At 70.6% G+C, this 16,594-nt stretch carries 14 protein-coding genes; 5 read left to right on the top strand and 9 right to left on the bottom strand.

The window, feature by feature from the left end:
* Nucleotides 1-44: 44 nt before the first annotated feature.
* Complete coding sequence (locus tag BM109_RS24220; RefSeq protein ID WP_177239442.1) at nucleotides 45-1,886, bottom strand: hybrid sensor histidine kinase/response regulator; 1,842 nt, start codon at nucleotides 1,884-1,886, stop codon at nucleotides 45-47.
* Nucleotides 1,887-2,041: 155 nt separating this feature from the next.
* Between BM109_RS24220 and BM109_RS24215 the strand changes: the two genes are divergently transcribed.
* A complete protein-coding gene (locus tag BM109_RS24215; RefSeq protein ID WP_093348263.1) occupies nucleotides 2,042-2,785 on the top strand; it encodes a helix-turn-helix transcriptional regulator in 744 nt (247 codons plus the stop codon).
* 1 nt (nucleotide 2,786) lies between these two features.
* Here BM109_RS24215 and iaaH read toward each other — a convergent pair whose 3' ends face one another.
* The 8 genes from iaaH to BM109_RS24175 all read right to left on the bottom strand — a co-directional run bounded on the left by iaaH (nucleotide 2,787) and on the right by BM109_RS24175 (nucleotide 12,136).
* On the bottom strand, nucleotides 2,787-4,313 hold the full coding sequence (iaaH, locus tag BM109_RS24210) for an indoleacetamide hydrolase (protein ID WP_093348415.1): 1,527 nt from the start codon (nucleotides 4,311-4,313) through the stop codon (nucleotides 2,787-2,789).
* Nucleotides 4,314-4,420: 107 nt separating this feature from the next.
* On the bottom strand, nucleotides 4,421-5,254 hold the full coding sequence (locus tag BM109_RS24205; protein WP_093348260.1) for a metallophosphoesterase: 834 nt from the start codon (nucleotides 5,252-5,254) through the stop codon (nucleotides 4,421-4,423).
* A 13-nt stretch (nucleotides 5,255-5,267) separates the two neighbouring features.
* Nucleotides 5,268-6,395: an acyl-CoA dehydrogenase family protein gene (locus tag BM109_RS24200; protein WP_057596576.1), complete on the bottom strand. Its 1,128-nt coding sequence runs from the start codon at nucleotides 6,393-6,395 to the stop codon at nucleotides 5,268-5,270.
* 36 nt (nucleotides 6,396-6,431) lie between these two features.
* Entirely contained in the window at nucleotides 6,432-7,679 is a 1,248-nt protein-coding gene (locus BM109_RS24195; protein WP_093348258.1) for a glutamate carboxypeptidase, read from the bottom strand.
* 130 nt (nucleotides 7,680-7,809) lie between these two features.
* Complete coding sequence (locus BM109_RS24190) at nucleotides 7,810-8,994, bottom strand: acetyl-CoA C-acyltransferase (RefSeq protein ID WP_093348255.1); 1,185 nt, start codon at nucleotides 8,992-8,994, stop codon at nucleotides 7,810-7,812.
* A gap of 55 nt (nucleotides 8,995-9,049) precedes the next feature.
* Entirely contained in the window at nucleotides 9,050-10,870 is a 1,821-nt protein-coding gene (aceK, locus tag BM109_RS24185; RefSeq protein ID WP_093348253.1) for a bifunctional isocitrate dehydrogenase kinase/phosphatase, read from the bottom strand.
* Nucleotides 10,871-10,890: 20 nt separating this feature from the next.
* The gene (gene can / locus BM109_RS24180; protein WP_093348250.1) at nucleotides 10,891-11,631 is read right to left on the bottom strand and encodes a carbonate dehydratase; all 741 of its coding nucleotides are present in this window, start codon (nucleotides 11,629-11,631) and stop codon (nucleotides 10,891-10,893) included.
* A gap of 64 nt (nucleotides 11,632-11,695) precedes the next feature.
* Nucleotides 11,696-12,136: a MerR family transcriptional regulator gene (locus tag BM109_RS24175; RefSeq protein ID WP_093348248.1), complete on the bottom strand. Its 441-nt coding sequence runs from the start codon at nucleotides 12,134-12,136 to the stop codon at nucleotides 11,696-11,698.
* Between the two features lie 126 nt (nucleotides 12,137-12,262).
* On the opposite strand from BM109_RS24175, the gene BM109_RS24170 reads away from it, so the two are divergent.
* The 4 genes from BM109_RS24170 to BM109_RS24155 all read left to right on the top strand — a co-directional run bounded on the left by BM109_RS24170 (nucleotide 12,263) and on the right by BM109_RS24155 (nucleotide 16,475).
* Nucleotides 12,263-13,324 (top strand): MBL fold metallo-hydrolase, encoded by a 1,062-nt coding sequence (locus tag BM109_RS24170; RefSeq protein WP_093348245.1) that lies wholly within the window; start codon nucleotides 12,263-12,265, stop codon nucleotides 13,322-13,324.
* A 49-nt stretch (nucleotides 13,325-13,373) separates the two neighbouring features.
* Nucleotides 13,374-14,675 carry a leucine-rich repeat-containing protein kinase family protein gene (locus BM109_RS24165; RefSeq protein WP_093348412.1) on the top strand — a complete coding sequence of 434 codons (1,302 nt, stop codon included), beginning with the start codon at nucleotides 13,374-13,376 and terminating at the stop codon, nucleotides 14,673-14,675.
* Nucleotides 14,672-15,604 carry a pseudouridine synthase gene (locus BM109_RS24160; protein WP_093348243.1) on the top strand — a complete coding sequence of 311 codons (933 nt, stop codon included), beginning with the start codon at nucleotides 14,672-14,674 and terminating at the stop codon, nucleotides 15,602-15,604. Before BM109_RS24165 ends, BM109_RS24160 begins: the two co-directional genes overlap by 4 nt.
* Nucleotides 15,605-15,698: 94 nt before the next feature.
* Entirely contained in the window at nucleotides 15,699-16,475 is a 777-nt protein-coding gene (locus BM109_RS24155; RefSeq protein WP_093348240.1) for an SDR family oxidoreductase, read from the top strand.
* Nucleotides 16,476-16,594: the final 119 nt, after the last annotated feature.

Below are 16,594 nucleotides of genomic sequence, written 5' to 3'. Positions count from 1 at the left end.
CCCGGCCCTCCAGAGGGCAAGCCCTGGGGCCGCCGCGAGGGGGATCAGCGCGCCTCGGCCGGCCGCATGCTCTGCGCGATCGCCTCGCGCAGCGCCGGTGTGTCGGCCGGCTTGTAGATCAGCGCATAGCCCGCGCGCTCGACCTCGGCGCGGTTCGCGTGCGCGGTCTCGCCCGTGAGGATCACCACGTGGCGCGCCTTGCCCACCGCCTGCAGCGCCTGCGCGGCGGCCAGCCCCGAGAGCCCGCTGCCCAGGCGCAGGTCGCTGAGCATCAGGTCGAACACGCCGGCCTGCTGCAGCGCCTCGCGCGGATTGGCGGCCAGCGCCACCTCGTGGCCCCAGCCGCCGAGCAGCGAGCGCATGGCCTCGCGCACCGGCTGTTCGTCGTCGAGCACCAGGATGCGGATCGGCCCGCCGGTGGGGGGCGCTGCCTCCGGCGGCACCTCGGCGGGGGCCGCGCCCGGCAGCGGCGCCATCTGCTCGAGCACCAGCGAGAAGGTGCTGCCGCGCCCCGGCGCGCTGCGCAGCGCGATGCGCGCGCCCATCACCTGCGCCATGCTGGCCACCAGCGACAGCCCGAGGCCGAGCCCGCGGCTGCGGTCGCGCCCGGGGTTGTCGACCTGGAAGAACTCCTCGAACACCTGCTCGCGGTGCGCCGTGTCGATGCCCACGCCCGAATCGCGCACCTCGATGCGCCAGGCAGGTGCGGTGCCCGAGGGGCCGCCGCGCGTGCGCCGCGCGCACACCAGCACCGTGCCGTGGGGCGTGTACTTGATCGCGTTGTCGACCAGGTTGCCGAGCAGCCGCGCGAGCATGCGCGCGTCGGCGCGCACCACCGCGGGCGTGGCGCGGATGCGCAGCACCAGCCCCTTGGCCTGCGCCAGCGCCGCGAAGCGCCCCTGCAGCGGTGCGAACAGCGTGGCCAGCCGCACCGGCTCGAAGCGCACCGGCGCCACGCCGCCGTCGAGCTGCGCGATGTCGAGCAGCGCGTCGATCGAGCCGCGCAGCGCATCGACGCTGTCGCGCATGAAGCGCAGGTTCTCGGCCGTGGGCGCGTGGCGCGTGTCGAGCGCGTCGACGAAGATCGCGAGCGCATGCATGGGCTGGCGCAGGTCGTGGTTGGCGGCCGCGAAGATGCGCGCGCGCTGCGCCGCGAGCTGCGCCACGTGCTCGAGCTGGCGCGCCAGCGCATCGGCCAGCCGCGCGTTCTCGAAGCCGTTCTCGATCGAGCCCACGATCAGCCGGTTCTGCTTGCGCGCGTAGTGGAGCGCCGCCAGCAGCTGCGAGAGCGCGAGGCAGCCCATGATGACCGTCACGCTGCCGGGCTCGATCACCAGCCGCAGCGCGAGGCTCAGGAACACAGGCACGCTGAAGCACAGGGCCGCGAGCCACCACTGCGCGAGCGCCGCGATGATCACGCCGGTGACGCCGCTGACGAAGAAGTACAGCAGCAGGATGTGCGCGAGATCGCCGCTCGGGAAGAACAGCCACGGCGCCAGTGCCCACACCACGCCCGGGAACAGCATGCGCAGCTCGAGGCGGCGGCGCGTGGCCCAGGCCGAGGCGGCATCGATCGCCTCCGGCGCGAGGCTGCGCAGGTGGCGATGCATGTGCCACTGCATGCCATGCACCAGCGCCGCCCACACCAGCGTGCCCTTGTGGCCGGTGAGCACGAGGAAGGTGATCCAGAACACCGCGGCGGTGACGGCGGCCGACAGCGGCGTGTCCATGGTGTCGACGATGTAGGCGCGCGCCAGGCTCTGGTCGACCAGCGGATTCGGGTTGGGCGATTCGACCCAGTAGGCGCGCAGCCGCTGCAGCAGGCCGGCGGCCTGCGCGGACGAGCGCTTGGCGCTGGCGGGAGGCGTGGGCGGGGTCGGTGGCATGGCGGCTTCGCGGCCCATTCTGCCCGCGCCATGTGTCCGCCCATCGACCCGCGGGCATCCACCCTTGGCGTGCCGCTTGCTACCCGCTAACGTGGCGCCCCGGAGACCGGGGTGGACCACGAGCCGCCAACGCACACCATCGAGGAACAACGGCCATGTACCTGAGCGCTTCCGAACAGCAGGCCTTGCGCGGCGTGTTCACGCTGCTCGCGCGCGACGACGAGGGCGGCGAGCGCGAGATCCGCGAGCGCCTCGGCCATGCGCTGCTCGGCCTGCTGCGGGCCGACCAGTTCGCCTCCTTCGTCTGGGACGCCGAGTGCGGCGGCTTCGGCTCGCGCGTGGCGATCAACATGGCGCCGGCCAACCTCGACACCTATGCGCAGTGGCACCAGCACCACGACCCGATCACCTTCGTGCTGCAGTCGCGCCGCCGCGCCACGCGCGTGACCGAGGTGATGCCGCAGCGCGAACTGATGCGCACGCCCTTCTTCAACGACTTCCTCGCGCGCGACGGCCTGCACTGGGGCCTGAACCTGCACACCTTCGACGGCGAGCGCGCGCTCGGCGACCTGCGCATCTGGCGCCGCAAGGAGCGCGGCGACTTCGGCGCGCGCGAGACGCTGATGCTCGACCTGATCGAGCCCGCGTTCGCGGGCGCGCTGCGGCGCGCGCAGCAGCGCACCGGCGGCGCGGGAAGCGCGGCCGCCTCGCCCTGGGCCAGCCTCAGCGCGCGCGAGCAGCAGGTGGCGCGCGCCGTGCGCGAAGGCCTCACCGACAAGGACATCGCGCGCCGCATGGCGGTGGGCGTGCCCACGGTGCGCACCTACCTGCGGCGCATCTTCGACAAGCTCGGCATCGAGCGCCGCTCGGCGCTCGCGGGCGTGCTGCCGCGCGATTGAACTACTTCGCCGCCGGCAGCCGCCCCAGCAAGGGCTCGATCGCGAGGCCCAGCGCCAGCAGGCGGCGGTCGCTGCCCGCGGGGCCGTCGAGCTCGAGCCCGATCGGCAGGCCGCTGGTCGCGCCCAGCGCCGAGGGCAGCTGCAGCCCCGGGATGCCGGCATTGCTGCCGGGGTCGGTGTTCTGGATCAGCGCGCCGAAGTTCTCGGGGCTGCTGGCCTCGGGCGCGGCCAGCAGCGCCACCTGCGGCACGGTCGGGAACACCAGCGCGTCGAGCCGGTGCTTCGTGAAGGTGTCGCGGTAGAGCTTCTGCAGCGCCGGTCGCGCCACGCGCATCGCGTGGTCGTAGGCCGGCTTGGCGTCGACCGTGCCGTTCGCTGCCGGCAGCTTGCGCGGCAGCACCAGGCCGTCGAAGGTGCCCTTGACGTCGGGGCTCGCGATGCCCGCGGCGAACTGCTTCAGGTCGATGCCCGTGTCGTACTTCGCGAGGTAGGCCGCCATGTCGTCGTTCGCCTCGTAGAGCGCGACCGGGAAGCCCACGGCGCCGTTGAGTTCGGCGAGCTTCGGCATCTCGAGCTCGACCAGCGTGACGCCGGCCGCGCGCAGCTTGGCCAGCGCGGCATCGGTGGCGGCACGGGTGTCGGCATCGAGGTTGGCGAAGAAGGCCGGCACCACGCCGAGCCGCACGCGCTTCAGGTCGGCGGGACGCACCGCCGCGCCGCCCGCGATCGCGCGGTCGAGCAGCACCAGGTCGGCCACCGACAGCGCCATCGGGCCGGCGGTGTCGCGCGTGTGCGAGATCGGCGCGATGCCCTGCTGCGGATAGCGGCCCATCGAGGGCCGCAGCGACGCGCAGCCGTTGAAGGCGCAGGGAATGCGCACCGAGCCGCCGGTGTCGGTGCCCAGCGCGGCCGACACCATGCGCGCGCCGAGCGCCGCGCCGTTGCCCGACGAGGAACCGCCCGCGATGCGGCGCGGGTCGTAGGCATTGCGCACGCCGACCTCGGGGCCCGAGGGGAAGGCCGGGTTGTAGCCGGTGACGCCGAAGGCCAGCTCGTGCATGTGGGTCTTGCCCAGCACGATGGCGCCGGCCGCGCGCAGCTTCGCGACCACCGGCGCGTCGGCTGTCGGCACGAAGCCCTTGAGCGCGGGCGTGCCGGCGCTGGCGGGCAGGCCGCGCACCTGGATGTTGTCCTTGATCGCCACCGGCAGGCCGGCCAGCGGCTTGCAGGCCGCGCCCGGCTTGCGCGCGGCATCGGCGGCGCGCGCGGCCGCGAGCGCGCCCTGCTCGTCGAGCGTGATGAAGGCGTTGAGGTTCGCCTTGGCCCTGGCCTGCGCGATGTAGGCCGTGACCAGCTGCTCGCTGGTCAGCCGGCCGGCGCAGAGCTCGCGCACCGCCTCGCTGGCGGTCAGGGTGGCGATGTCGGGCGCGGCCGGCTGCTGGGCCTGGGCGCCGATGGCGAGCACGGCGAGCGCGCACGCTGCAAGACGCGCCGGGCGGCGCAAGGGGGCGGAAGAAGAACGGGTCATGGCGGCGGCCTCGATGAACGAACGGAAGGCCGCCATCGTGCGCCGCCGCGCGGCGGCTGTCTGTCGTCGAAACCGATGACAAGGCGCGGGTGCGCGATCGGTGGTCCCTACTCGAACAGCACCCACTCGGGCCGCATGTTGAGGCGCACCGGCAGGATGCTCACGCCCAGGCCGCTGGTCACGTACATGCGCCGGCCGCGGTTCTCGATCCAGCCATAGGCCCAGGTGCGCGGCGCCGCGCCGGGCACGATCGGCGCGCCGTAGCCCGGCACCCAGACCTGGCCGCCATGGGTGTGGCCGGCCACGGTGAGCACCGGCGCGGGCGCGGCGAGGCGCGGCATCCCGGCCAGGCTCGCGGGGTCGTGCATCAGCACCAGCGTGGGAGCGCCGGCCGGCACGCGCGACAAGGCGCGTTCGGGCCGCGAATGACCGGTGGAGTGATCGCCGATGCCCACCACCCAGAGATCGCGCCCGGGCAGCGGCACGGCATCGTTCTCGAGCACCACGATGCCCTGCGCCGACAGCGCGTGCGTGATGCGCGCGCCGTCGTGCCACCAGTCGTGGTTGCCGAGCACCGCGTACACGCCCAGCGGCGCCTTCAGCCGCCCGAGCACCTCGGCCATGGTCTCGATCGGCAGCGGCTCGTCGCCGCCATGGCCGGCCAGGAAGTCGCCGGGCAGCAGCACCAGGTCGGGCTGCGCGGCATTGATGGCGTCGACGATGCGGCGCGCGCGCTCCACGTCGGTCACGCGCCAGAGGCTGCGTTCGGTCAGGTGCCAGTCGCTCGCGACCGCGATGCGCAGCCGCGGCTGCGCGCCCCAGGCGGCGCTGTCCAGCGTCTCGGTGCGCGCCGCGACCCAGCGCGGCTCGATCGCGAAGCTCCAGAGGCCGAGCGCGGCCAGCGCGAGCGCCGCGAGGGCGCGCCATCCGGGGCGGCGCATCAGCGCGGCCGGCTCACAGTGCCCGCTGGATCAGCAGCTTCTGGATGTCCGAGGTGCCTTCGTAGATCTGGCACACGCGCACGTCGCGGTAGATGCGCTCGAGCGGGAAGTCGTTCACGTAGCCGTAGCCGCCCAGGGTCTGGATCGCGGCGCTGCACACGCGCTCGGCCATCTCGCTCGCGAACAGCTTGGCCATCGCGGCCTCTTTGAGGCAAGGGCGGCCGGCGTCGCGCAGGCTCGCGGCATGCCAGATCAGTTGGCGCGCGGCCTCGAGCTGCGTCGCGCAGTCGGCGAGCCGGAAGCCCACGGCCTGCTGGTCGAAGATGGACCCGCCGAAGGCCTGGCGTTCCTTGGCATAGGCCACGGCCACGTCGAAGGCGCTGCGCGCCATGCCCACGCTCTGCGCCGCGATGCCGATGCGGCCGCCCTCGAGCGCGCCGAGCGCGATCTTGTAGCCCTCGCCCTCGGCGCCGATCAGGTTCTCCGCCGGGATGCGGCAGCCGTCGAAGTTGATCTGCGCGGTGTCGCTGCTGTGCTGGCCGAGCTTGTCCTCGAGCCGCGCCACCTGGTAGCCCGGCGCGTCGGTCGGCACGATGAAGGCGCTCATGCCGCGCTTGCCCGCGGCCTTGTCGGTGACCGCGATCACGATCGCCACCTGGCCGTTCTTGCCGCTGGTGATGAACTGCTTCACGCCGTCGATCACATAGCCGTCGGCGTCCTTGCGCGCGGTGGTGCGCAGGCTCGAGGCGTCGCTGCCGGCCTGCGGCTCGGTCAGGCAGAAGGCGCCGAGCATCCGTCCCTGCGCCAGTGGCTCGAGCCACTGCTTCTTCTGCTGCGCATTGCCGTAGCGCATCAGGATCGCGTTGACGGGGCAGTTGGTCACGCTGATCGCGGTGCTGGTGCCGCCGTCGCCGGCCGCGATCTCCTCGAGCACCAGCGCGAGCGTGAGGTAGTCGAGGCCTGCGCCGCCGTGCTCCTCGGGCACGCAGATGCCGTAGGCACCGAGCGCCGCGAGGCCCTGGTGCACTTCCTTCGGAAAGCTGTGCTCGCGGTCCCATTTCGGCGCGTGGGGCCAGAGTTCGGCCTGCGCGAAATCGCGCACGGCGTCGCGGATGGCTTCCTGGTCTGTGCTCAGCAGCATGGCGTGTCTCCTTGTGTCGTTCTCGTCGCGTCGTCGTTACTTGCCCGAACCCAGGTCCATGATCAGGCGGGCCGCCATGTAGAGCCGGCGCGGGATCGCGCTGATGTCCACGTACTCGGCCTTGTCGCTGTGGTAGCCGAAGCCGGGCAGGCCCAGGCTCTCGATCACGGGCTTGCCCGACAGCGCCGCGTAGGCCGCGTCGGTGCCGCCGCCGGTGCGCTCTTCCACGCCCAGCGTGCCGCCGGCTTCCTTGTAGTAGCCCACCGCCTTGTCGACCAGCTTCCTGCCGCCTTCGCCGGCATTGAAGGCCGGGCGGCCGCGCGTGACGATCACCTTCACGTCGGCATCGGGCAGCTTCTTCTGCTGCGCGCGCTCCTCGAGCGTCTTCATCGCGGCATCGAAGTCCTCGTTGCGCGCATAGCGCACGTCGGCGTTGAGCGTGGCGCTGGCCGGGATGATGTTCGAGACGTTGCCGGCCTTGGCGATGGTCCAGTTGAAGCGCAGGTTCTTCGACTTGTCGTCGATGCTCATGGTGCGCAGCACCAGGTCGGAGGCCTCGACCAGCGCGTTCACGCCGAGGTCGGGCGCGGCGCCCGCGTGCGAGGCCTTGCCGGTGATGTTGACCTGCACGTAGGCGATGCCCGAGGTGCCGAGCGAGAGCTTCTCGTCGCCGGCGCCGGTGGGCTCGAACGAGAGCACGTAGTCGGCCAGCTTGGCCTCTTCCTGGATCAGGTCGCGCGAGCCGAAGGAGCCTTTCTCCTCGTCGGTGTTGAACAGCACGGTGATGGTGCCGTAGTCGCGCACGCCGTAGTCCTTGAGCAGCTTGAGCGTGTGCAGGATCACGGCATTGCCGCCCTTGTCGTCGGCGATGCCCGGGCCGTAGGCCTTGTCGCCCTCGATGCGGAACGGCGCCTTGGCGAGCGTGCCCTTGAGGTAGACGGTGTCCATGTGCGACATCAGCAGCAGGTTCTTGCCGCCGCGGCCCTTGAGCTTGCCGACGATGTTGTCGCCCACCACCAGGCCGGCCGACTTGCTGCGCGTGACGGTGAAGCCCAGGTTCTTCAGCTCGCCCTCGAGGAAGTTGCCCGCCGCGGCGATGCCCTCGGCGTCGCCGGTGCCGGTCTCGATGTTGACCAGCTTCTCCAGCGTCTTGATGACGGCGGGCTGCTCGTCGGTGGCGGCCTGGAACAGCACGTTGTCGCGCTTCTGCGCCCAGGCGGCCGGCGCGAGCAGGGCGCCCGCGAGCACGGCGGCGATGACGTTGCGTGAATGAAAGGGACGCATGGGACCTCCTGCTTTTCTGCGATTCGTTCGAAAACTGGGAAAGACCGCCGGCAGCCGCCGCCGGCCGGCCGCCCCGGGGAGGGGCGGAAGGCGGCGGGCGGCCCGGGCCGGCGGACGGGCGCCGTACCTTTTACAGCAGTTCGAGCGCCACGGCGGTGCCTTCGCCGCCGCCGATGCACAGCGTGGCCACGCCGCGCTTCTTGCCCTGCGCCTTCAGCGCATGGATCAGCGTGACCATGATGCGCGCGCCGCTGGCGCCGATCGGGTGGCCCAGCGCGCAGGCGCCGCCGTGGATGTTGACGCGGTCGTGCGACACGTCGAGCTCGTGCATCAGCGCCATCGGCACCACCGCGAAGGCCTCGTTGACCTCCCAGAGGTCCACGTCCTTGACGCTCCAGCCGGTCTTCTTGAACAGCTTGGCCACGGCGCCCACCGGCGCGGTCGAGAACCACTCGGGCTGCTGCGCGTGCGTGGCATGGCCGACGATGCGCGCGATCGGCTTGGCGCCGATCTTCTTCGCATGCGACTCGGTCATCATCACCAGCGCGGCGGCACCGTCGTTGATCGACGAGCTCGAGGCGGCGGTGATGGTGCCGTTCTCCTTCTTGAACGCGGGCTTGAGCGTCGGGATCTTGTCGAGCTTGACCTTGCCCGGGCCTTCGTCGATGGCGATCAGCGTGTCGCCGCCGCGGCCCTTGACCGTGACCGGCACGATCTCGTCCTTGAACAGGCCCGTGTCGGTGGCCTTCTTGGCGCGCTCGACGCTGGCGATGGCGAAGGCGTCCTGCTGCTCGCGCGTGAACTTGTACTTGGCCGCGCAGTCCTCGCCGAAGGTGCCCATCGAGCGGCCCGGCTGGTAGGCGTCCTCGAGGCCGTCGAGCATCATGTGGTCGAAGATGCGGTCATGGCCCATGCGGTAGCCGCCGCGGCCCTTGAGCATCAGGTAGGGCGCGTTGGTCATGCTCTCCATGCCGCCGGCCACCATCACGTCGTGCGTGCCGGCCAGCAGCAGGTCGTGCGCGAGCATCGCGGCCTTCATGGCCGAGCCGCACATCTTGCTGAGCGTGACCGCGCCGGCGCTGTCGGGCAGGCCGCCCTTGTAGGCCGCCTGGCGCGCGGGCGCCTGGCCCTGGCCCGCCATCAGGCAGTTGCCGAACAGCACTTCGCCCACGCTGTCGGGCGCGATGCCTGCGCGCTCGATGGCGGCCCTGATCGCGGCGCCGCCGAGGTCGTGCGCCGCGAGGGAGGAGAAGTCGCCCTGGAAGCTGCCCATGGGGGTGCGGGCGGCGCCGACGATGACGATGGATTCGGACATGTGAGTGCTCCTTGATGCTGGAAAAAGAATGCGGGTCCGCGGATGCGAAGGCCCGTCAGGAATGCGCCGCCTGCTCCTCGTCGTGGAAGCGTTGCGACTCTTCGTACGGGAACACGTCCAGCATCTGGCCGGCCTGGATGCGTTCCTTGTGGTGTTGCCAGAAAGCGGCGTCGAGCAGGTCGGCGTGGTGCGCCATGAAGGCTGCGCGCACGTCCTTGTTGCCCAGCAGGAAGGGCTCGAAGGTCTCGGGGAACACGTCCTTCGGGCCGACCGAATACCAGACCTCGCCGCTCATCTCCTCTTCCTCGTTGCGCGGCGCGGGCACCTTGCGGAACTGGCAGTCGGTGATGTATTCGATCTCGTCGTAGTCGTAGAACACGACCTTGCCGCCGCGCGTGACGCCGAAGTTCTTCCACAGCATGTCGCCCGGGAAGATGTTGGCCGCCACCATGTCCTTGATCGCGTTGCCGTACTCGATCACCGCCTGCTCGAGCTGCTCCCTGGCGCGCCTGGCCTGTGCCGGGCTCTCGGGATGCGCGAGCGTGTCGAAGGCCTCCTGCAGGTAGATGTTCAGCGGGATCATCCGGCGCTCGATGTAGACGTGCTTGAGCACCAGCTCCATCTCGCCGTTGCCGTCGCGATCGCCGATCTCGAGCTGGCTGGGCGCGAACTTCCGGATCTCCTCGATCAGCGCGGGCTCGAAGCGGTCGAGCGGAAAACCCACGTCGCTGTACTCGAGCGTGTCGGCCATGCGGCCCACGCGGTCGTGCTGCTTCACGAGCATGTACTTGCCCTTGATCTGCTCGCGCGTGGTGTCCTTCGGCGGCGGATAGAAATCCTTGATGACCTTGAACACGAACGGGAACGACGGCAGGTCGAACACCAGCATCACCATGCCCTTGATGCCGGGCGCGATGCGGAAGCGGTCGCTCGAGTAGTTCAGGTGCGAGAGGAAGTCGCGGTAGAACAGCGTCTTGCCCTGCTTGGCGAGGCCGAGCGCGTTGTAGATCTCGGCGCGCGGCTTGCGCGGCATCAGCGAGCGCAGAAACTGCACGCAGGCCGAGGGCACCTCCATGTCGACCATGAAGTAGGCGCGCGCGAAGCTGAACAGCATCTGCAGGTCGTCCTCGCCGAACAGCACCGCGTCGACGTGGAAGCGGCCCTGGCCGTCGTGCAGGATCGGCAGCGCGAACGCCAGCTCGACGAAGCCGTTCATGATCTTGCCGACCACGTAGGCGCCCTTGTTGCGGTAGAACAGCCCCGAGAGCACCTGCAGCTGGAAGTTGGCGCGCAGCTTGACCTGGTGGAAGCGCCCCTGCATCGCGCTCGCCACGCGCTCGGCATCGCGCCGCTTGTGGGCCCAGCTGCCGAGCAGCGCGAAGTCGTCGAGCATCTGCTCGATGCTGTCGGCCAGCGTGGCGTGCGCCGGGTAGTAGGCGCGGTAGGTGGGCATGCCGCGCGGCTCGATGTACTCGGTGCTGATGGCCGGGCGCACGAAGATGAAGTCGTTCTGGAAGTACGCGCGGTGCAGGATCTTGGTGGTGACCGAGTTGAAGAAGCTCTCGGCCAGCTCGGGCTGGTGGTGGTCGACCAGCAGGCCGATGTAGTGCAGCTTGATCTGGTGCCAGACGTCCATCGGCTGCTCGCCGGCCTTGAACTCCTTCTCGAGCCGCGCCACCGCCTCGCTCACGCGCAGGTCGTAGAACTCGATGCGCTCGCGCTGCGCGCGCTGCTGGCCGTGCCAGTCGGCGGTCTCGAAGCGGTGTTTGGCGCGCGACGACTCGGCCCGGAACAGCGTGTAGTGCCGGTTGAAGCCGTCCATCATCGCCTTCGCGATGTCGTAGGCCAGCGGAGAGTCGAGGCGCTGCGGGAACATGGACCGAAGCGGGCGCGGGCTCAGTCGGCCGCGGGGGTGGTGGGAGTAGCGGGCGCGGGCGCCGCAGCGGGCTTGCCCGTGAGTTTGGTCACCAGCTCGCCGGGGCGGCTGTACTTGTGGCGCACGCGCTGCACCGCGGCGCGGTAGAGCGATTCGAGCGACTTGTCGCCTTCCACGCTCATGCCCAGGTCCTGCAGCAGGCCGTCGTGCACGCCGAAGGTCCAGCCGTGGATCGTGACCTTCTGGCCGCGGCTCCAGGCGTCGACCATCACCGTGCTGACGGCCACGTTGACCACCTGTTCGGCGACGTTGAGTTCGCACAGCGCGTCGGCGCGCACTTCTTCCGAGAAGCTGTCGAGCATCACGTGGTGGCGGTCGCGCACGTCCTGGATGTGGCGGATCCAGTTGTCGGCCAGGCCGATGCGGGTGCCGTTGAGCGCGGCCTTCACGCCCGCGCAGCCGTAGTGGCCCACCACCATGATGTGCTCGACCTTCAGGTGCTCGACCGCGAACTGGATCGCCGACAGCGCGTTGAGGTCGGAGTGCACCACGATGTTGGCCACGTTGCGGTGCACGAACACCTCGCCGGGCTCGAGGCCGGTGATCTGGTTGGCCGGCACGCGGCTGTCGGAACAGCCGATCCACATGTAGCGCGGCGTCTGCTGCTTGACCAGGCTGGTGAAGAAACCAGGCCGGTCGCGTTCCATCTGCGCGGACCAGGCGCGGTTGTGGGCGAAGAGGTCGTCGAGGGATTCGGACATGCGGGGATTGTCGGTGAGGTGGAGGGGGATTCGGTGCGGCGGCGCCCGGCGCCGGGGGGCTCTCTCAGGCGGTGGTTCGGGCCGGTCGCGGTGGCCTGGCCTGGGGCTTGCCGGCGGTTTCGGCCTTCTGCGCGCGCGCCAGTGCCGTCTGGCCCTTCTTTTCGTGAGCACGCACTTCCGCGATATTGGCCTGCAGCTCGGCGAGCTGGCCCTCGAGCTGCGCGCGGTGGGCGCCCAGGATGCTGAGGAAGCGCTCGAGCTGCGGCACCGTGTCGCGCGGGCTGTCGTACATGTCGAGGATGTCCTTGGCCTCGGTCAGGCTCAGGCCCAGGCGCTTGGCGCGCAGCGTGAGCGTGAGGCGGGCCCGGTCGCGCGCGCTGTAGATGCGCTGCAGGCCCGCACGCTCGGGCGTGAGCAACCCCATGTCCTCGTAGAAGCGGATCGCCCGCGTCGTCAGGTCGAATTCCTTCGCGAGCTGGCTGATGGTGAAGGTTTGCGCTGGCATGAGGGCTTGTTCAGGGAACACGGGAGGCGCCGGAAAGGGGGCGTTGCGGGGGCGACAGCACATTTGCGCCGCGCTCTCTACAATGGTGCCCTCAACCCATGACGTTTACGTAAACGTCAATCCTACATGAATCTGCTCGAACGCGAACTCCACTACCCCCTCGGCGACACCCTGCCCGCCCCCGGCGAGGCCCTCGAAGTGGCGCCCGGCGTGCGCTGGATCCGCATGCGGCTGCCGTTCGCGCTCGACCACATCAACCTCTGGCTGCTGCGCGACAACTACCGCGGCGTCGAGGGCTGGACCGTGGTCGACTGCTGCATCTCGCGCGACGAGGCGCGGGCCCAGTGGGAGCAGGTGTTCGAGACCCAGCTGCAGGGCCTGCCGATCGTGCGCGTGATCGTCACCCACATGCACCCCGACCACATCGGCCTGGCCGACTGGCTGTGCAAGCGCTGGAACGTGCCGCTGTGGATCAGCTCCACCGACTACCACGTGGCACGCGTGCTCTGCAGCAGCGGCGACACGCTGGCGGGCGGCGAGCATGCCGCGCGCTTCTTCAGCGCGCACGGCCTGGCCAACCCCGAGGCGCTCGACAAGATCCGCGGCCGCACCAACTACTACGCCAACATGGTGCCCTCGGTGCCCGAGAGCTTCGTGCGCATGCTCGACGGCGACAGCGTCGACATCGGCGGCCATGCCTGGCGCTGCATCAGCGGCTACGGCCACGCGCCCGAGCACATCGCGCTGTACTGCGACGACCTCAAGCTGCTGCTGGGCGGGGACATGATGCTGCCGCGCATCTCGACCAACGTGAGCGTGTACGCGGGCGAGCCCGAGGCGAATGCGCTGCGGCTGTTCCTCGACAGCATCGAGCGCTTCAAGTCGCTGCCCGCCGACACCCTCGGCCTGCCCGCGCACGGCAAGCCCTTCACCGGCATCCACCGCCGCGTCGAGCAGCTGCAGGAGCACCACCGCGACCGCCTGGCCGAGCTGCTCGAGGTCGCGCTGGCGCGGCCGATCACCGCCTTCGAGGGGCTGCCGATCCTGTTCAAGCGCGAACTCGACCTGCACCAGATGACCTTCGCGATGGGCGAGACCGTGGCGCACCTGCACCTGCTCTGGTATTCGGGGCAGGTGAAGCGCGAGCTGGGCGCGGACGGCATCTACCGCTTCGGCGCCCTGCACTGAAGCCGGCGCGGCGCGGCGGACGGCCGCGCATAGACTCGCGGGCATGAACATGTCGCACACGCTGGCCGATCTGCGCGCGGGCCGGCTGGCCGGCGCCACGCGGCTCGACCTGGGCTGCGGCCTCGAGGAATTCCCGCGCGAGATTTTCGAGCTGGCCGACACGCTCGAGGTGCTGAACCTCACGGGCAATGCGCTCGACCGCCTGCCCGACGACCTGGGCCGGCTGCACCGCCTGCGCGTGCTGTTCTGTTCCGACAACCGCTTCACGCGGCTGCCTGAATCGATCGGCGATTGCGCGAGTCTCGACATCGTCGGCTTCAAGGCCAACCGCATCGCCGAGGTGCCGGCCGCGTCGCTCGCGCCCTCGCTGCGCTGGCTGATCCTGACCGACAACGCGATCGAGCGCCTGCCCGACACGCTGGGCGACTGCGCGCGCATGCAGAAGCTGATGCTCGCGGGCAACCGCCTGAGCAGCCTGCCCGAGACGCTGTCCGGCTGCACGCGGCTCGAGCTGCTGCGCATCTCCGCCAACCGCTTCGCGGCGCCGCCCGGCTGGCTGTGGTCGATGCCGCGGCTGTCGTGGCTGGCCGCCGCCGGCAATGCCTTCGATGCACGCGACGAGGATGCCGCGGCGCTCGCGCCCTCGGTGCCGCGCATCGACTGGCATGCGCTGCGGCTGGGCGCGAAGCTCGGCGAAGGCGCCTCGGGCATGATCCACGAGGCGCTGCTGAACGAGCGGGAGCCGGTCGCGGTCAAGCTCTTCAAGGGGGCCGTCACCAGCGACGGCTGGGCGCGCAGCGAGCTCGCGGCCAGCATCGCGGCCGGCGCCCATGCCACCCTGATCGGCGCGCAGGGCCGCATCGACGGCCATCCCGAGGGCACGCAGGGCCTGGTGATGGCGCGCGTGCCGGCATCGTTCCGCACGCTCGCGGGGCCGCCGAGCCTGGCCTCGTGCACGCGCGACGTCTATGCCGAGCAGGCCCGCTGGTCCGCCGCCACCGCGCTGCGCATCGCGCGCGACATCGCGGCGGCGATGCGGCACCTGCATGCGCGCGGCCTGGTGCATGGCGATCTCTATGCCCACAACATCCTCTGGCATCCCGAGCAGGGCGCGCGCCTCGGCGACTTCGGCGCCGCCTGGTTCGCCGATGCGCTGCCCGCCGATGCCGCGGCACGCGCGCGGCAACTGGAGGTACGCGCCTTCGGCTGCCTGCTCGAGGAACTGGCCGCGCGCTGCGATGAACCGCTTCCCGCGATGACGGCGCTGCGCGATCGCAGCCTGCAGCCCGACGTGGCCGCACGGCCGTCGGCTGCGGAGATCGCCGCGCTGCTCGAAGAGGCCCTTGCATGAGCCGCGGCCGCCTCGCCCATCCGCCGCTGCCGATGCGCGACGGCGTGAGCGCGAGCTGCGTCGGCCTGCCGACCGAGGACCACTGGCCCACCATCGCCGATTTCCTGATCGCGCGCTTCACCGCGATCGCGCCCGAGGCCTGGATGCGGCGCATCCGCGATGGCGAGGTGGTCGACGAGCACGGCGTGCTCGTCACGCCCGAGCGCCGCTACCAGGCGCCGCTGCGCGTCTTCTACTACCGCGCGCTCGACACCGAGCCGGCGATCCCGTTCGAGGAGCAGGTGCTGTACCGCGACGAACACCTGCTGGTGGTCGACAAGCCGCACTTCGTGCCCGTCACGCCCACCGGCAAGTACCTGCACCAGAGCCTGCTGGTGCGGCTCAAGCGCAAGCTCGGCATCGAGGCGCTGTCGCCGCTGCACCGCATCGACCGCAGCACCGCGGGCCTGCTGCTGTTCTCGCTGCGGCCCGAGACGCGCGGCGCCTACCAGACCATGTTCGCGCAGCGCACGGTGCACAAGGACTACGAGGCGATCGTGCCGCTGCCCGGCGGCGCGGCCGCCGCGGCCGCGCTGCCGTCGGTCTACCGCAGCCGGCTGGTCGACGACGCGCACTTCATGCAGGTGAAGGAGGCGCCCGGCGAGCCGAACTCCGAGACCGGCATCGCGGTGCTGAAGGTCTTCGACGGCCTCGCGCATCTCGCGCTGTCGCCGGTCACGGGCCGGCGGCACCAGCTGCGCGTGCACTGCATGGCGCTGGGCATGCCGATCGTGAACGACCCCTTCTATCCGGTGCTGACGCCGGCCGACACCGACGACTTCGACCGGCCGCTGCAGCTGCTGGCGCGCTCCATCGCCTTCACCGATCCCGTGACCGGCGAGCCGCGCCGCTTCGACAGCCAGCTGCGCCTGCTGCTGGCGCCAAGGTGACGCCCGCGGCGCGGCGCCGGCACTAAGCTGCGGCCTCCGGCTGCCCTTGCCTTTCTTCCATCGGGCGGCCCAGGCACACCAGGAGACGCCGCACATGGACACCACCCGACTCTTCTCGCTCCAGGGCCGCACCGCCCTCATCACCGGCGGCTCGCGCGGCATCGGCCGCATGATCGCCGAGGGCTACCTCGCGCAGGGCGCGCGGGTCTACATCTCGGCGCGCAAGGCCGAGGCTTGCGACCAGACCGCCCAGGAGCTCTCGGCCTTCGGGCATTGCGTGTCGCTGCCGGCCGACGTGTCGACGCTCGAAGGGGCGCAGGCGCTGGTCGCCGCGTTCGCGAAGCACGAGTCCTCGCTGGACATCCTGGTCAACAACGCCGGTGCCGCCTGGGGGGCGCCCTATGCGGAGTTTCCGGAGAGCGGGTGGGACAAGGTGGTCGACCTGAACCTCAAGACGCCGTTCTTCCTGACGCAGGCGTTGACGCCGCTGCTGAAGAAGGCGGCCGCGGGGGGCGATCACCTCGCGAAGGTGATCAACATCGCCTCGATCGACGGGATCTCGGTGAATCCGCAGGAGACCTACTCGTATGCGGCGAGCAAGGCGGGGCTGATCCAGCTCACGCGGCGCATGGCGCTGCGGCTGGCGCAGGACGGGATCGTGGTGAGTGCGATTGCGCCGGGGGCCTTTGCGTCGAGCATGAACAAGGATGCCCGGGACCATGGGGATGAGATCAAGGGGCGGATTCCGGCGGGGCGGATCGGGAAGCCCGAGGACATGGCGGGGGCGGCGATCTTTCTGGCTTCGAATGCGGGGGACTATGTGATGGGGTCTACGTTGGTGGTGGATGGGGGGGTGACGCACGCGCGCTGAGTTGGGGGCTGCTTCTTTTTTCAGGCCGTCGGCCGGGTTTCGCCCCGGCGGGCGAGTCACTTTCTTTTGCTTCGCCAAAAGAAAGTAACCAAAGAAAAGGCGACCCCACTGTCTGTGTC

Source organism: Variovorax sp. PDC80 (genome assembly GCF_900115375.1).
Lineage (GTDB): Bacteria > Pseudomonadota > Gammaproteobacteria > Burkholderiales > Burkholderiaceae_C > Variovorax.
The sequence above is the reverse complement of the archived record's forward strand: the minus strand, read 5'-3'. Positions and strand labels throughout refer to the sequence as shown.

Coding starts and splice junctions, on each gene's coding strand:
- BM109_RS24205 (WP_093348260.1), bottom strand. CDS start 5,254: ATGCGCCGCCCCGGATGGCGCGCCCTCGCGGCGCTCGCGCTGGCCGCG.
- BM109_RS24175 (WP_093348248.1), bottom strand. CDS start 12,136: ATGCCAGCGCAAACCTTCACCATCAGCCAGCTCGCGAAGGAATTCGAC.
- BM109_RS24190 (WP_093348255.1), bottom strand. CDS start 8,994: ATGTCCGAATCCATCGTCATCGTCGGCGCCGCCCGCACCCCCATGGGC.
- BM109_RS24160 (WP_093348243.1), top strand. CDS start 14,672: ATGAGCCGCGGCCGCCTCGCCCATCCGCCGCTGCCGATGCGCGACGGC.
- BM109_RS24165 (WP_093348412.1), top strand. CDS start 13,374: ATGTCGCACACGCTGGCCGATCTGCGCGCGGGCCGGCTGGCCGGCGCC.
- BM109_RS24170 (WP_093348245.1), top strand. CDS start 12,263: ATGAATCTGCTCGAACGCGAACTCCACTACCCCCTCGGCGACACCCTG.
- BM109_RS24220 (WP_177239442.1), bottom strand. CDS start 1,886: ATGCCACCGACCCCGCCCACGCCTCCCGCCAGCGCCAAGCGCTCGTCC.
- can (WP_093348250.1), bottom strand. CDS start 11,631: ATGTCCGAATCCCTCGACGACCTCTTCGCCCACAACCGCGCCTGGTCC.
- BM109_RS24155 (WP_093348240.1), top strand. CDS start 15,699: ATGGACACCACCCGACTCTTCTCGCTCCAGGGCCGCACCGCCCTCATC.
- BM109_RS24215 (WP_093348263.1), top strand. CDS start 2,042: ATGTACCTGAGCGCTTCCGAACAGCAGGCCTTGCGCGGCGTGTTCACG.
- iaaH (WP_093348415.1), bottom strand. CDS start 4,313: ATGACCCGTTCTTCTTCCGCCCCCTTGCGCCGCCCGGCGCGTCTTGCA.
- BM109_RS24200 (WP_057596576.1), bottom strand. CDS start 6,395: ATGCTGCTGAGCACAGACCAGGAAGCCATCCGCGACGCCGTGCGCGAT.
- BM109_RS24195 (WP_093348258.1), bottom strand. CDS start 7,679: ATGCGTCCCTTTCATTCACGCAACGTCATCGCCGCCGTGCTCGCGGGC.
- aceK (WP_093348253.1), bottom strand. CDS start 10,870: ATGTTCCCGCAGCGCCTCGACTCTCCGCTGGCCTACGACATCGCGAAG.